At 34.4% G+C, this 14241-nt stretch carries 16 protein-coding genes; 4 read left to right on the top strand and 12 right to left on the bottom strand.

The annotated features are described in order from the left end of the window. Positions 1 to 88: 88 nt before the first annotated feature. From EAG08_RS02975 to EAG08_RS02920, 12 genes are all read right to left on the bottom strand, one after another. Positions 89 to 691 carry a hypothetical protein gene (locus EAG08_RS02975; protein WP_129534150.1) on the bottom strand — a complete coding sequence of 201 codons (603 nt, stop codon included), beginning with the start codon at positions 689 to 691 and terminating at the stop codon, positions 89 to 91. A 173-nt stretch (positions 692 to 864) separates the two neighbouring features. Then, a complete protein-coding gene (lipB, locus tag EAG08_RS02970; RefSeq protein ID WP_129534149.1) occupies positions 865 to 1596 on the bottom strand; it encodes a lipoyl(octanoyl) transferase LipB in 732 nt (243 codons plus the stop codon). Positions 1597 to 1627: 31 nt separating this feature from the next. Next, the gene (gene trpA / locus EAG08_RS02965) at positions 1628 to 2362 is read right to left on the bottom strand and encodes a tryptophan synthase subunit alpha (protein WP_129534148.1); all 735 of its coding nucleotides are present in this window, start codon (positions 2360 to 2362) and stop codon (positions 1628 to 1630) included. 54 nt (positions 2363 to 2416) lie between these two features. Then, the gene (gene trpB, locus EAG08_RS02960) at positions 2417 to 3610 is read right to left on the bottom strand and encodes a tryptophan synthase subunit beta (RefSeq protein WP_129534147.1); all 1194 of its coding nucleotides are present in this window, start codon (positions 3608 to 3610) and stop codon (positions 2417 to 2419) included. Next, entirely contained in the window at positions 3603 to 4076 is a 474-nt protein-coding gene (locus tag EAG08_RS02955) for an OsmC family protein (RefSeq protein WP_129534146.1), read from the bottom strand. The genes trpB and EAG08_RS02955 overlap by 8 nt, the downstream gene beginning before the upstream one ends. Next, positions 4073 to 4741, bottom strand: coding sequence for a phosphoribosylanthranilate isomerase (locus EAG08_RS02950; RefSeq protein ID WP_129534145.1), 669 nt, complete (start codon positions 4739 to 4741; stop codon positions 4073 to 4075). The genes EAG08_RS02955 and EAG08_RS02950 overlap by 4 nt, the downstream gene beginning before the upstream one ends. Before the next feature lie 26 nt (positions 4742 to 4767). Next, positions 4768 to 5547 (bottom strand): indole-3-glycerol phosphate synthase TrpC, encoded by a 780-nt coding sequence (gene trpC / locus EAG08_RS02945; RefSeq protein WP_129534144.1) that lies wholly within the window; start codon positions 5545 to 5547, stop codon positions 4768 to 4770. A 225-nt stretch (positions 5548 to 5772) separates the two neighbouring features. Next, positions 5773 to 6762, bottom strand: a complete 990-nt coding sequence (gene trpD, locus EAG08_RS02940; protein ID WP_129534143.1) for an anthranilate phosphoribosyltransferase — start codon at positions 6760 to 6762, stop codon at positions 5773 to 5775. Beyond that, the gene (locus tag EAG08_RS02935) at positions 6759 to 7442 is read right to left on the bottom strand and encodes an endonuclease/exonuclease/phosphatase family protein (RefSeq protein ID WP_129534142.1); all 684 of its coding nucleotides are present in this window, start codon (positions 7440 to 7442) and stop codon (positions 6759 to 6761) included. Before EAG08_RS02935 ends, trpD begins: the two co-directional genes overlap by 4 nt. Positions 7443 to 7453: 11 nt before the next feature. Beyond that, on the bottom strand, positions 7454 to 8062 hold the full coding sequence (locus tag EAG08_RS02930; protein WP_129534141.1) for an anthranilate synthase component II: 609 nt from the start codon (positions 8060 to 8062) through the stop codon (positions 7454 to 7456). Positions 8063 to 8077: 15 nt separating this feature from the next. Continuing rightward, positions 8078 to 9502 carry an anthranilate synthase component I family protein gene (locus EAG08_RS02925; RefSeq protein ID WP_129534140.1) on the bottom strand — a complete coding sequence of 475 codons (1425 nt, stop codon included), beginning with the start codon at positions 9500 to 9502 and terminating at the stop codon, positions 8078 to 8080. A gap of 226 nt (positions 9503 to 9728) precedes the next feature. Next, positions 9729 to 10376, bottom strand: a complete 648-nt coding sequence (locus EAG08_RS02920; protein WP_129534139.1) for a hypothetical protein — start codon at positions 10374 to 10376, stop codon at positions 9729 to 9731. A gap of 279 nt (positions 10377 to 10655) precedes the next feature. Between EAG08_RS02920 and EAG08_RS02915 the strand changes: the two genes are divergently transcribed. From EAG08_RS02915 to lysS, 4 genes are all read left to right on the top strand, one after another. Beyond that, positions 10656 to 10874 carry a hypothetical protein gene (locus EAG08_RS02915; protein ID WP_129534138.1) on the top strand — a complete coding sequence of 73 codons (219 nt, stop codon included), beginning with the start codon at positions 10656 to 10658 and terminating at the stop codon, positions 10872 to 10874. After that, positions 10874 to 11236 (top strand): c-type cytochrome, encoded by a 363-nt coding sequence (locus EAG08_RS02910; protein WP_129534137.1) that lies wholly within the window; start codon positions 10874 to 10876, stop codon positions 11234 to 11236. Before EAG08_RS02915 ends, EAG08_RS02910 begins: the two co-directional genes overlap by 1 nt. A gap of 3 nt (positions 11237 to 11239) precedes the next feature. Beyond that, a complete protein-coding gene (rlmF, locus tag EAG08_RS02905) occupies positions 11240 to 12160 on the top strand; it encodes a 23S rRNA (adenine(1618)-N(6))-methyltransferase RlmF (RefSeq protein WP_129534136.1) in 921 nt (306 codons plus the stop codon). A 376-nt stretch (positions 12161 to 12536) separates the two neighbouring features. Next, positions 12537 to 14234, top strand: coding sequence for a lysine--tRNA ligase (gene lysS / locus EAG08_RS02900; RefSeq protein ID WP_129534135.1), 1698 nt, complete (start codon positions 12537 to 12539; stop codon positions 14232 to 14234). Positions 14235 to 14241: the final 7 nt, after the last annotated feature.

Below are 14241 nucleotides of genomic sequence, written 5' to 3'. Positions count from 1 at the left end.
TCTATAATGTTTGATTTTACAAATGAAAAACCTCTTTTAAGATAGTTTAAAAGAGGTTGATTTTTGATTTTATTCTTTTTGATTTTAGTTATTTTCTCAGAAGATTTATACCATTGCTCCAAATTAATTTTTGCTTGCTTTTATCTTCCATATAGAGAAAATAATCTGAAAAATCTTTGCGGTTAGGTTTGTAAATATCACCTATAATAATTAACCCTACTTTAGTAAGCTTTACTTGTTCGCCGTATATACTATTTTTAGCGGGATAGTCAAATTTTAAGTTTTTTCGAATAGTCCCATTAATTGTTATCTTAGATTTTGATTCGATTTTTTTAAGTTCAGGGATATTACTGTCACATCCACCTTTGGGATTATAAAAATAAGTGTAATTATTATTAATCTTAAAGTTGTTGTACCAAGAACAACTCATCATCTCTATGTACAAATCTTTTTCCCCGACATTATCAATGTCGATTGTTACGTCATAGTAATGTTCAATTATAGAATCTGTTATTACATCTAAACTTTGTTCTTCTATTTGATTTTTAACCCAAAAATCATTTTTGCTTACTGACTTAGTATATTCCTTTTCGAGATTTAGTTTTATCTTTATAGGAATGGTATTTGTTTGTCTACACCCTAAATTGAGAGTTAAAGCCATTAATAAAAGAAGTATAAAGGTTGATTTCATTAGTTTATGCATTAGATTTATGGATGCAAAATTTGTTTTCAAACAAATCAACAATTCAAATATTATTCTTCTAAAATAAGCAAATAATCAATTCCAATTCAATTTTATTTTAGTCCACAATGAAAAAAAATCTGCTCCAAAAAGAAACAGATTCAAAATCTTAAATAAAATTTCTAATTTTTCCTCACCAATTCCGCTTCAAAAACTTTCTCAAAATGCCTTTTAATGCTGTTTTTTACCTGCTCAACTTCTTCTGTTGTCAGTTCTCTTTCGAGCTCTCTTTTCAAAGAAGTCACCTGTTTATCTTTAATTCCACAAGGTATAATGTATTCAAAATAACGCATATCGGTGTTGACATTGAAGGCAAAACCATGCAAAGTTACCCAACGGGAAGCTTTTACGCCCATTGCACAGATTTTTCTGGCGTATGGTTTTCCGACATCCAACCAGACTCCGGTTTCTCCGGGTGAGCGCTCGCCTTTTAAACCAAATTCAGCCATTGTTCTGATAATCACCTCTTCAAGATTTCGCATATATAAATGAATATCGGTGAAGAAATTTTCAAGATCCAAAATAGGGTAACCCACAATCTGTCCGAAACCGTGATAAGTAATGTCTCCGCCTCGATTTACTTTTACAAAAGTCGCCTCGATTTCTTTTAATTTATCAATTCCTGCCAACATATTTTCTTCATGACCGCTTTTCCCCAAAGTATAAACATGAGGATGCTCTACCAAAAGAAAATGATTGGAAGTGGTGTGACGTTCTTCGGCTGGTAAGTCGCGGTTTTTGACTTTGGTATCAATGATTGCTTTCATCAGCTTTTCCTGATAATCCCAAGAAGATTGATAATCTTTGATGCCTAAATCTTCAAATGCAACGACTTTATTTTGATGTGTGTTCATGCCTTTTATTAACAGACAAATTTAGTGATTTTTAATTTTTTATTGAATGAATAAAATCTATGGCATTTATCTTCCAATCTTTATCATTCAGCAGAATATTGACGAAGGTAGTTCCGATGATTCCGCCGTCTGCTTTTTCGGTAACGTTTTCAAAATCTTCTTTAGATTTAATTCCAAAACCAATCATCACAGGATTTTTTAGTGGAAGAGAAGCAATTCTTGAAAGATAGTCTTCGTTTTTTAAAACTGCATTTTCATTTCCCGTTGTGGAAGAAGAACTTACCGCATACAAAAAGCCTGAACTTAAAGAATCTAAATACAAAATCCTATTATCTGAAGTTTCAGGGGTAATGAGAAAAGTGAAATTCAGATTATATTTTTCTAAAATTTTCTGATAATTTTTTTCGAACTCAATTGGCGGGAGATCAGGAATAATCAATCCCGAAACACCGCTTTCAGAACATTCTCTGCAGAAATTTTCAAATCCAAAACTTAAAACAGGATTGATATATCCCATCAAAATAATTGGAATTTTAATTTCGTTTTTAATTGATTTTAATTGAAAAAAGAGTTTTTCAATCGTCATTCCATTTTTCAAAGCCAATTCATGTGCTTTTTGAATGACCGGTCCATCCGCAACAGGATCAGAATATGGCATTCCGATTTCCATCATATCCGCTCCGGAATCTTGGATGAGTTTTATAATATCGCCAGTATCTTCCAATTGCGGAATTCCTGCTGTGAAGTATATATTTAGTTTTTTCATTTTTTAGATGTTAGAGGTTAGATTTTGATTCCATTAAATACTAATTTCTAGTATCTAACTTCTAATTTCTTTTAGGTAGGTTTCCATATCCTTGTCGCCACGGCCACTTAAGCAAATGACCACAATATCATTTTCGTTAAACTTTTTCTTATTTAAAACTGCCAAAGCATGAGCACTTTCCAAAGCAGGAATAATTCCTTCTAATTTGGTTAAATCAAAAGCAGACTGTAACGCTTCATCATCATTAATACTGAAAAATTCTGCACGGTTTTCTTTAAATAAATTTGCGTGAAACGGTCCGATTCCCGGATAATCCAAACCTGCTGAAATCGAGTGAGGCTCGATAACCTGTCCGTCATTGGTCTGCATGACTAAACTTTTACTTCCGTGCAAAACACCTAAAGTTCCTAAAAAAGTAGTCGCAGCAGATTTCCCTGATTCAACGCCAAAACCTCCTGCTTCTGCAGCAATAATTTTTACGCTCTCTTCCTCTACAAAATGATAAAAAGTTCCTGCAGCATTGCTTCCGCCACCAACACAGGCGATCACGTAATCAGGATTTTCTCTTCCGATTTGTTCGTGAAGCTGTTCTTTAATTTCTTTAGAAATCACCGATTGAAATCTCGCTACCAAATCAGGAAACGGATGTGGTCCAACCACACTTCCAATGACATAATGTGTTGTGGTTGAGTTATTAATCCAATCTCTTAGCGCTTCGTTAACAGCATCTTTCAACGTTTTCGAACCGGAAGTTGCAGGAATTACGGTTGCTCCCAACATTTTCATTCTTCCAACATTCGGAGCCTGTCTCGCAATGTCGATTTCGCCCATATAAACAATACATTCTAGTCCAAGTAAGGCACAAGCTGTTGCTGTTGCAACACCATGTTGTCCGGCTCCGGTTTCAGCAATAATTCTATGTTTACCCAAACGTTTTGCCAATAGAACCTGTCCCAAAGCGTTATTGATTTTGTGCGCACCGGTGTGGTTAAGATCTTCTCTTTTTAAATAAACTTTAGTTTTATATTTTTCACTTAAATTCTTCGCAAAATAGAGTGGAGTAGCACGTCCGACATAGTTTTTTAATAAATCCTGATATTCATTTTGAAATTCTTCGGATTCTATAATTTCAAGATAATTTTTCTGTAGTTCTTCCACATTTGGATATAGCATTTCGGGGATGAATGCGCCGCCGAATTCTCCGTAATATCCGTTTTCGTCTGGGTTTTTATAATTTGTTTTAATCATTTTTGTAGTTAATTTCTGGTTGATGTTTTATTTCAAAATTCAAAGAGTTGGCAATGAAGCAATATTCATTTGCTTTTTGATGCAGCTCGATTGCTTTTTCAATCATATTTTTTTCAGCAACTAAAATTTTAGGTTTAAGGATAATTTCAGTGAATTTGCCACTTCCATTTTCAATTTCTATCATTGTTCCTTCTGCAAAATCTATATATTCTAAGACCAAAATGTTATTGACCGAGCAAAAATGCAGATACCATAACAAATGACAGGATGAAACAGAAGCTAATAATAAGTCTTCAGGATTGTGAAGCTCGGGATTTCCTAAAAATTCAGGATCAGAAGAACCATTAATCTCCGCTTTTCCATCAACTGAAATGGTGTAACTTCTTTCATAGGAGCGATAGTTTTTTGTTGATTCACCGGAATTTCCCGTCCATTCTATTTTTGATTTGTAGTTATGGTTTTTCATTGATTAAGCATTAATTTTTTTATTTTTTCTAAATCTTTAATTCCAGGCTCAATTTCAAATTTTGAATTGATATCCAAAGCAAATGGTTTTTGACTTAAATTGTTAATATCTTTGGCATTTTCCAAAGAAATTCCGCCGCTTAGAAAATACGGAAGTGATATTTTAATTTCGTTTAGAACATTCCAATCAAAGGTTTTTCCTGTTCCGCCAAAAGCTTTTGAATCGGTGTCGAAAAGAAGGTAGCTGATGGTTGACAGTTGTCTGTTGATGGTTTTTTGCAATTCTGTGGAAGATTGATTTCCGATTCTAATTACTTTAATAATCTTTATATTTTTGTTTAATCTCTGTCTTAATCTTAGAAAATATTCTTCATTTTCATCGCCGTGAAGTTGAATGAAATTTAAATCTGCATTTTCTGAAATCTCGATAATTTTTTCAACACTTTCATTCACGAAAACTCCTACTTTTCTTTGATGATTTATTTTAACGATGTCATCTAAACCTAAATGATTTAAAACAAATCTTGGTGATTGTTCATAGAAAATAAAGCCTATAAAATCAACTTTTAATGCCACTAATTCACGAATCTGGATTAGCTGGGTTAATCCGCAGACTTTTACTTTCGGTCGATGATTTTCGCTTGGTTGTTTATTGTTTTCAGTCATTGCTAGATTGATAAACTGTTACATTATTAGATTGTTACATTGGAAATAAATTCTCTGAATTTATTTCCGGGATTTTGATTTTTCATAAAATATTCGCCCATTAAAAATCCGTCAAAACCTTTTTCTTTCAGGAATTTGAAATCTTCTTCGCTGTAAATACCGCTTTCTGCGATGGAAAAAGTATTTCCCGGAAGTTGATTTTTCAGATGAACGGAATGTTGTAAATCAACCTTGAAATCTTTTAAATTTCTGTTGTTGACGCCCACAAAATCAATATTTTTATTGATGTGTTGAAGTTCATCTTCGATATGAATTTCTAATAAAACTTCTAAATCTAAACTGTGTGCCAATTCAGTGAATTCTGAAACCTTATTGGGCGAAAGACAAGCTGCAATGAGCAAAATAACATCTGCACCCATCGATTTTGCTTCGTAAAACTGATACTCATCAATCATAAAATCTTTTCGCAGAATCGGAATATTGATGTGATTTCGCACATTCAAAATATCTTCAAAACTCCCGCCGAAAAAATCTTTATCAGTCAAAATAGAAACGGCACTTGCTCCGAACTTTTCATAAGCCGAAACAACTTCAAGAGGAGAAACTTTATCATTAATAATTCCTTTTGATGGAGATTGTCTTTTGAATTCTGCGATAATTCGCGATTTTGATTGTAATGTTTCTTTCAACGATAAAGTTTTTCTGTTGAAAAATTCTGAATTTTCCAGCTGTTGCAAAGAAATTCTGGATTTTGAATCTGAAATTTCCTCTTTTTTTCTTGCGATGATTTTATCTAAGATGTTCATTTTTTGTACTCTTTCGGTGATTTTTTTATAGGATTTCATCCTATCCTTTGTTAACTCGTCCCTTCGGGACTTTTAAAACTAAAATTTATATTGATGACGAAATTGCGACCCGACCTGAGTGGAGCTCTTTTTGTCATTGCGATTGATTAATCGTGCAACAGATTGCTTCACTTCGTTCGCAATGACAAAAAAGCGGGAACGGAGGGCGGAAAAGTCGTCCGAAAACTATTGCTTAATCAAATCATTTAAACTGATTAAGGCTTTTCCACTTTCTAAACTTTCCTGTGCGAGCAAACGACAATCCTGATATGAACCCCATTTTTTTGTATGATATAGTGCAATGGCTGCATTGGCTATAACCACAGCGTTTTGATCTGCCGAACCATTTCCCTCCAGAATATTTTTGAATAATTCCGAAGATTCCTGAATGGTTGAACCACCTGAAATGTTTTGAGGATCTACTGGATTAAAACCTAAATCTTTTGAGGAATAAATTTCTTCGCCGGTCTTCGTGATGATTTTGCTGTCTCCGGTGAGGCTGATTTCGTCGTAGCCGTCCAAACCATGCACCAAAATAAAATCCCGACTGTCTTTTTGCAGCAAATACTGATAAATTCTTGCGATCTCAAGATTGTAAACGCCAATTACTGAAAACTGAGGTTTCGCAGGATTGACCAAAGGACCAAGCAGGTTGAAAAACGTACGCAAACCCAGAGATTTTCTCAAAGCACCTACAGACTGCAATGCCGGATGAAAATAAGGAGCGTGCAGAAAACAGATGTTGGCTTTTTCCAAATCCTGATTTAATTCTTCTGAAGTTTTCTTGAACTGATAACCCAATGCTTCCAACACATTTGACGAACCGGTAATGGTAGAAGCTCCGTAATTTCCGTGTTTGGTCACTTTCTGCCCGGCTCCGGCAACGACGAAGCTGGCCAAAGTGGAAATGTTGATGGTGTTTTTTCCGTCACCGCCTGTTCCTACAATGTCAATGGTGTTGTCGGCTTTGATGTCTACATGAACTGCCATGCTGAGTAACGCCTGTCTAAAGCCTTCCAGTTCTTCTAAAGTGATATTTCGCATCAGAAAAATACTGACGAAAGCTGTCACTTCGGTGGCATTGAATTTATTTTGAGCAATTTCAATCATAATCGCTTTTGCTTCCGATTTTGATAAGGTGTGATGATTGAAAAGGTATTCTAGTATTTCTTTCATGATTGTTGATTTTGTTTTGAAATTTCGCAGATAATCAGGTTGTGATCCGATATTTTTCTATCGATTTCAATCATTTTTGTAGTGTAAATTTTATCTTTTAAAAAATCTTTATTAAAGATGGTGTGGATAGCGCTGTCTTTATTATTTTCTGTAATTATTTCTAAATTCTGAGCACTGAAAAATTCTTTAGTTCCTTCAATTATTTTTATACTTGGATATTTCCATCCTGAAAACGAAATATTAAAATCTCCTGAAAAACAAATATTTCCTTTTAAATTTTTAATGTCTTTTTTCTGTTGTTCCAAATCATTTTCAAAATGAAGACCTTTTCCGCCGAAGATTCCGATAATGCTTCCATAAATCACTAATTCACCAAAATTTGTTTCTGCTAAACCGCAAACGGTTGTGAAAGAATCGTAAGTTGAAATTTGCTTTTTGAAAGGAAATTTAGAATAGATACTGACTCTGTTTTCGCCCTCAGAATAATTTTGATGATCATGAAATGAATGCAGGAAATCTGTATGAAGCTCAAAATATTCTTGTCCAAAATCAATGCATCGATTACTTTCTGTCACAATAATAATGTCAGCATTTTCATTTTTTATCAAATTTTGAATTTGATTTATTTTCGCCAACTGATTTTTCTTCGGCCGTTCAAGATTCCAGCTTAAAATTTTCATTGTTTTTGAACTTAATTAAGAAGGAAATTTCTGATAATTTGTTCTCCATCGGGAGTTAAAATGCTCTCTGGGTGAAACTGAACGCCGTGAACATCATAATTTCTGTGCTGCAAAGCCATGATCATTCCGTCATTATCGGTTGCGGTGATTTCTAGTTCTGCAGGGAAATTCTCGGGATTGACTGCCCAGCTGTGGTATCTTCCGACTTCGATTTCTTCGGGTAAATCTTTGAATAATTTTACATTTTCTCTAATGGTTTTTGAAGACGTTGCTACTCCGTGAAAAATTTCTGTCAGATTGATTAAATTTCCACCGAAAGCTTCTGCGATCGCCTGTTGACCGAGACAAACTCCGAGAATACTTTTTGTTGGTGCGTATTTTTTAATTAAATCCAACAAAATTCCAGCTTCTTCAGGAATTCCTGGTCCTGGCGAAAGGATAATTTTATCGTACTTTTCTATTTCTTCCAATGAAATTTCATCGTTTCGGTAAACGTCAACTGATTGATTCGTGATTTTTTCAATCATCTGAACGAGATTGTAGGTGAAGCTGTCGTAGTTATCGAAGACCAATATTTTGGTTGTTGGTTGTTGGTTGTTGGTTGATAGTATATTTGTCATTTTATTTTATAATAATTAATTAACAACTAATTTTTCCGCTTTTTCTACCGCTCTTTTCAAAGCGTTCAGTTTATTGTTTACTTCTTCCAGTTCGTTTTGAGGAACTGATTTTGCGACCAATCCTGCCCCTGCCTGATAAAAGAGAGTGTTGTTTTTACTTAAAAACGTTCGGATCATAATGGCCTGATTACAATCGCCATTCAAACCAACCATTCCGATGCAACCACCATAATATCCACGGGAATCTTTTTCGTATTCATTGATGAGCTGAAGGGCTTTGTATTTTGGAGCTCCACTTAAAGTTCCCTGTGGAAAGGTGTTAGAAACAATGTCAAACGGATTGGTATTTTCTTCAACTTCTGCAGTCACTTCACTGACCATGTGAATAACGTGTGAGAAAAGCTGAATTTCTTTCAGTTTGGTCACAGTTACGTTTTTTCCCATTTTGCCTAAATCATTTCGAGCCAAATCAACCAACATGGTGTGTTCGGCATTTTCTTTCGGATCTTTTTTTAAAGCTTTGGCAGACTGCAAATCGGTTTCAAAATCACCGCTTCTTTTGAAAGTTCCTGCAATGGGATGAATGATGGCTTTGTTGTTTTTAATAATTAATTGACTTTCAGGGCTTGAACCGAATAGTTTGTAATTTCCATAATCGAAGAAGAACAAATATGGAGATGGATTAATGTTTCTCAAAGCACGATACACATTAAACTCATCTCCTTTAAATTTTTGTTCGAATCTTCTGCTTAAAACCAACTGAAAAACATCACCTCTCATACAGTGTTTCTGAGCCTTTTCTACCAATTCCAGATATTCATTATCGGTAAGATTTGAGGTTTCAGAACCATCTTTTTCGAAAGGATAAACGAGGGCATTTTTATTTTTAATTAAATCCTGAAGCAACCGCATTTCAGATCTTACACCGTCGATCTGATTTTCGATAAAATGCATTTCATCATTAAAATGATTAATGGCAATCACGTATTGATAGAGTCTGTAACGCAAAATAGGGATCTCGACTTCTTTGCTCTGAGGCTTAAACTGGATATTTTCAAAAAGCGGAACGGCTTCAAAACTTGTATATCCAAAAAGGCTTTGCGCCGTTTCTTCAATGGGGTCGTTGGTTTTTTCACATACAAAAGCTTTAGAGAAATCATTGAGCAAATCGGTGACTTTTATATTTTCCAAAGGCTTTTTCTCCGGATTTTTATTCGGGAATTTTACTTCAAACTCGTGAAGGTTTTTAATCTCAATTCCTGCAATAGCATTCACTGCAATGAAAGAAAAATTGTTGTCGATATTCTTGGTGTCCGAACTTTCAAGAAGAATGGTATCACGAAATTTATCTCTGATCTGAAGATAAATATTCATAGGAGTCTGAAGGTCCCCGAGTGATTTTCTTGAGGTGGTTTTTATATTAATTTTGGTATTAAACATTTTGATAATTTTAAATTTTTTGACAAAAAAAAGACTTCAACGCAATCGTCAAAGTCTCTGTATGTTTTTCTATAATATTCTTGCTGTAAATTAACAACACGACAATAGCATCAGACCCGACGAAGAGTTTGAGTGCCACCACCAATTTTTGTTAACTGAATTAATCATGGGACAAATGTAAAACTTTTTTTAATATCAGAAATAAAAAATTCAAAAAAATGAAAATTTATTTTTCCAGAAGTTGTAATTCTTGTTTCAGTTCGGTGATTTTTGATTTAAATTGTTCATCATCATACACTTTTACATAATCTTCTAATGCAAGAATATAATCTTTTATAAATTTTATATTGGTTCTGTCGGCTTCATATTTTATTCTTGCAGAATTAATTGGGCGTTGTAATTCGTACATTCTCAAATTTTTACCTTCCTCAGATTGTTGAAAAAGAATAACAATGTTTTTCTCATATCCAGGAATGAATTTTACAGGAAATTCTTTGTCGGGAACAGGAATTCTGATTGCATTTTCTAGAGGATAAATCGCCGCAGACATCGTTGAAAAAAAAGTTTCAACATATTTGCCATCCTGTTTTTTTACAATGGCTTCATAATCATGAATGTATTGGTCGTTCAAAGTTGAATTGGTTTCAACATCTGAAGTGATAATTGCCGTGCTTTCGACTCCATATTTATTAAGAAACCAAGCGTTCAGATACTGCCCGGCAAAGCCATTACCTATGGATAAAGGAATAATAAATATGAGTACCCACGCTTTCCGAGTGACGATAGATAAAAGCCCGAAAAATAAAATAAATATCAATACGGAATAAAAACCATGGTGACTAAAGAAAAAAAGGATTTTTGATATGATGACCATTTTATTAGTTTTAAAATCACCCTTAAATATAATCATTATTAATTAAAATGATAATACAAAATATGATTTAAAAAAGGCAAGAACTCTCTTATTATAAAACTTTATTTTTATATTTTTGTGATCGAATTAGAAAATAAAGAAATCGTACTTGCGATTCTCTTAAATATAGAAAATAAATAGAAATTTACCTATGAAATCGCCACGATTGGTTTACATTAACCAAGATATAGAAAAGTTGGGCGATAACATATGACCTTTAAAAATAAATAATATATACATATGAAAAAAGTATTAGCAATCGCATTTATCGGAAGTGTATTCGCAGTTAGTTGTTCAAAAAAAGCTGACAAATCATTACAAGACAGCAATATTATGTTGGAAGAGCCTGTAGCACCTACAGTGCCAGTTGATTCTACTAAAAAAGATTCTACACCGGCTCCTGCGGTTGCAATTCCTGCTCCATCACCATCTACAGATTCTACGGCAACTGCTAAATAATGAAAAAACTGTTTTTAACAGGAATGGTAAGTTTACTTGTTGTTTCCTGTTCTAAAAAAGAAAATTCAGAAATACAGCCATCAGCAGATACTTCTACGCCTGATACTGCCAATGTTTCGGGGCAAAGTTTAATAGAAGCTTCAGATTGTATGGCATGTCATAATGCTGATGAACGTTTGATAGGACCTTCGTACAAAGAGATTGCGGCAAAATATTCTGAAAAGGATATTGAGATTCTTGCCTCAAAAATTATTGAAGGCGGAAGTGGAGTTTGGGGAAGCGTTCCGATGCAGCCTCATCCGCAGATTTCAAAAAAAGATGCCAAAAAAATGGTGGAATATATTCTGTCACAGAAAAAATAATTCATGGCCGCCGAAAAATCAGGACTGCACACAAGAAATCTTCACAAAAATCCTTACGATTTTGAACAACTGATTTCCTGTGTGCCGGAACTGAAACATTATGTATTTAAAAATGCTTACGGAAATTTAACCGTCAATTTCAGCATTCCGAAAGCCGTAAAATTGCTTAATAAAGCCTTATTGGAACATTTTTATGATGTTAAAAATTGGGATGTTCCAGACGAAAATCTTTGTCCGCCCATTCCGGGACGTGCAGATTACGTTCATTACATCGCCGATTTATTGGGTGCAACTTTAAAGGAAATTCCGAAAGGTTCATCAGTAAAAGGTTTAGATATCGGAACTGGAGCCAATCTTGTGTATCCTTTGATTGCCTATCAATCTTATGGCTGGGAAATGTTGGGTACAGATATCAATAAGAAATCTTTAGAAAATGCTCAGAAGATTTTAGATGCAAATCTGAGTATGTCTGAAAATGTTCAATTGAAATTTCAGCCGGATTCTCAATTTATCTTTAAAAATATTCTCAATTCCGAAGATAAATTTGCGTTTTCTATGTGCAATCCACCTTTCCATGATTCGGAAGAATCTGCAATGAAAGGAAATCTCAGAAAAACAAAAAATCTCAAATCAAAAGTTCAAAAGCCCAATCTCAATTTCAGCGGACAACAATCAGAGTTGTGGTGTGAGGGAGGCGAGTTGGCTTTTATCTCAAAAATGATTGAGGAAAGTGCTTTGTATTCCAAACAAATTCTTTGGTTTACCTGTTTGGTTTCTAAAAAAGATAATCTTTTTAAATTGAATTCACTTTTAAAGAAAGTTAAAGCTGTTGAAGTAAAAACGATTGATATGTCGCAGGGTCAGAAAGTGAGTAGAATTTTGGCTTGGACGTTTGTTCCTCAAAATGAAAGAAGTAATTTTTAAGATTAACTTTTCTATTTGGGCAGCTTAATCCGCCAGTAGTTTATCCTGAGCGAAGTCGAAGGGTTCCCGCTTTTTTGATCGTCGTTCCTCCTCACAAAAAGAGCTCCACTCAAGTCGGGCTGCGAGTGATTCATTGTCAAAAATTTCCATTCTTTGGAGGATTGCCGAAAATTCGAAAGAATTTTTGACGGGGTGGTTTAAATACTTAAATCATCATAACAATTTTAAAGGGGAAATCTTAATTAGTTTTAATAAAATAAAAAACTTTTGTGACCCTTGACTATGTCGAATTTAACGATTTGTGGTTTAAATAAAATTCCAGTTTCATAAACGCTTAAAATTCACTATTTTTGCAATTCGAAAAAATTGAATTATAATGCAATTATCAGAACAGGAAATCATTAGAAGAGAAAAGCTGACTAAGCTTGTTGAAATGGGAATCAACGCATTCCCGGCAGAAGAATACACGGTTACAGATACTACAGAATCTATAAAACAGAATTTTTCTGAAAGTAAACAGGTGAAGATTGCGGGCAGACTGATGTCTCGCCGTATTCAGGGGAAGGCTTCTTTTGCTGAATTGCAGGATTCTACAGGGAAAATTCAGGTCTATTTTAACCGTGACGAAATCTGTACCGGAGAAGATAAAACTTTATACAACGACGTTTACAAACACTTATTAGATATCGGTGATATCATCGGAATCGAAGGAGAATTGTTCACAACTCAGGTTGGTGAAATGACGGTTTTGGTGAAAAATTTTACGTTGCTTACCAAAGCATTGCGTCCGCTTCCACAAGCAAAAACTGACGAAAACGGAGTGGTGCATGATGCTTTCAATGATCCTGAAATGAGATATAGACAGCGTTATGTCGATTTAACGGTGAATCCGCAAGTGAAAGAAATTTTTGTGAAAAGAACAAAACTGTTCAATGCAATGAGAACTTTTTTCAATGACGCAGGTTATTTTGAAGTTGAAACTCCAATTTTGCAGTCAATTCCCGGTGGCGCTGCGGCTAGACCATTCATAACGCATCACAATGCTTTAGATATTCCTTTATATTTAAGAATCGCAAACGAATTGTATCTGAAAAGATTGATCGTTGGTGGATTTGACGGTGTTTACGAATTTTCGAAAAACTTCAGAAATGAAGGGATGGACAGAACCCATAATCCGGAATTTACTGCGATGGAAATTTATGTAGCCTACAAAGACTACAACTGGATGATGGATTTCACTGAGAAATTACTGGAATTCTGTGCAACTTCTGTGAACGGAAATTCAGAATCAACTTTTGGCGAACATACAATTAGCTGGAAAGCTCCTTATCCAAGAGTTTCAATGACCGATGCCATCATCAAATATACAGGTTTCGACATTACAGGAAAATCTGAACAAGAATTGTTCGATTTTGCAAAGTCTATCGGAATCGAAGTGAATGAAACGATGGGGAAAGGAAAATTAATCGACGAAATTTTTGGTGAAAAATGTGAAGGAAACTTCATTCAGCCGACTTTTATTACCGATTATCCGATTGAAATGTCACCTTTAACCAAGAAACATAGAAGCAAAGATGGTTTAACTGAGCGTTTTGAATTAATGGTTTGTGGTAAAGAAATTGCCAATGCTTATTCAGAGTTAAATGATCCGATTGATCAGAGAGAACGTTTTGAAGAGCAGTTGAAACTAGCTGAAAAAGGTGATGATGAAGCAACTGGGTTTATCGATGAAGATTTCCTGAGAGCTCTAGAATACGGAATGCCACCAACTTCAGGTTTAGGAATCGGAATGGACAGATTGATTATGTTCTTAACCAATAATCCATCAATTCAGGAAGTATTATTCTTCCCTCAAATGCGACCAGAAAAAACCGTTGCTCAAATTGAATTAGGAGAAGATGAAAAGATCATTCTTGATATCCTAAAATCTGGCGAACAAATCGCTTTAGCTGAAGTGAAAACTTTAAGCAAATTATCTGGTAAAAAATGGGATAAAGCTTCTAAAACTTTGACTAAACATAATTTGGTGAAAGTGGAGAAGATTGATGAGAATGTATTGATGAAGTTGGTTTAAAATCAAA

Source organism: Chryseobacterium sp. 3008163, assembly GCF_003669035.1.
GTDB lineage: Bacteria > Bacteroidota > Bacteroidia > Flavobacteriales > Weeksellaceae > Chryseobacterium.
The sequence above is the reverse complement of the archived record's forward strand: the minus strand, read 5'-3'. Positions and strand labels throughout refer to the sequence as shown.

Excerpts from the sequence above, each read along its gene's own strand:
- EAG08_RS02955 (WP_129534146.1), bottom strand. The coding sequence starts at position 4,076 with ATGAAAAACCATAACTACAAATCAAAAATAGAATGGACGGGAAATTCC.
- rlmF (WP_129534136.1), top strand. The coding sequence starts at position 11,240 with ATGGCCGCCGAAAAATCAGGACTGCACACAAGAAATCTTCACAAAAAT.
- trpD (WP_129534143.1), bottom strand. The coding sequence starts at position 6,762 with ATGAAAGAAATACTAGAATACCTTTTCAATCATCACACCTTATCAAAA.
- EAG08_RS02975 (WP_129534150.1), bottom strand. The coding sequence starts at position 691 with ATGAAATCAACCTTTATACTTCTTTTATTAATGGCTTTAACTCTCAAT.
- EAG08_RS02930 (WP_129534141.1), bottom strand. The coding sequence starts at position 8,062 with ATGACAAATATACTATCAACCAACAACCAACAACCAACAACCAAAATA.
- trpB (WP_129534147.1), bottom strand. The coding sequence starts at position 3,610 with ATGATTAAAACAAATTATAAAAACCCAGACGAAAACGGATATTACGGA.
- EAG08_RS02915 (WP_129534138.1), top strand. The coding sequence starts at position 10,656 with ATGAAAAAAGTATTAGCAATCGCATTTATCGGAAGTGTATTCGCAGTT.
- trpC (WP_129534144.1), bottom strand. The coding sequence starts at position 5,547 with ATGAACATCTTAGATAAAATCATCGCAAGAAAAAAAGAGGAAATTTCA.
- EAG08_RS02920 (WP_129534139.1), bottom strand. The coding sequence starts at position 10,376 with ATGGTCATCATATCAAAAATCCTTTTTTTCTTTAGTCACCATGGTTTT.
- lysS (WP_129534135.1), top strand. The coding sequence starts at position 12,537 with ATGCAATTATCAGAACAGGAAATCATTAGAAGAGAAAAGCTGACTAAG.
- lipB (WP_129534149.1), bottom strand. The coding sequence starts at position 1,596 with ATGAACACACATCAAAATAAAGTCGTTGCATTTGAAGATTTAGGCATC.
- EAG08_RS02950 (WP_129534145.1), bottom strand. The coding sequence starts at position 4,741 with ATGACTGAAAACAATAAACAACCAAGCGAAAATCATCGACCGAAAGTA.
- EAG08_RS02925 (WP_129534140.1), bottom strand. The coding sequence starts at position 9,502 with ATGTTTAATACCAAAATTAATATAAAAACCACCTCAAGAAAATCACTC.
- EAG08_RS02935 (WP_129534142.1), bottom strand. The coding sequence starts at position 7,442 with ATGAAAATTTTAAGCTGGAATCTTGAACGGCCGAAGAAAAATCAGTTG.
- EAG08_RS02910 (WP_129534137.1), top strand. The coding sequence starts at position 10,874 with ATGAAAAAACTGTTTTTAACAGGAATGGTAAGTTTACTTGTTGTTTCC.
- trpA (WP_129534148.1), bottom strand. The coding sequence starts at position 2,362 with ATGAAAAAACTAAATATATACTTCACAGCAGGAATTCCGCAATTGGAA.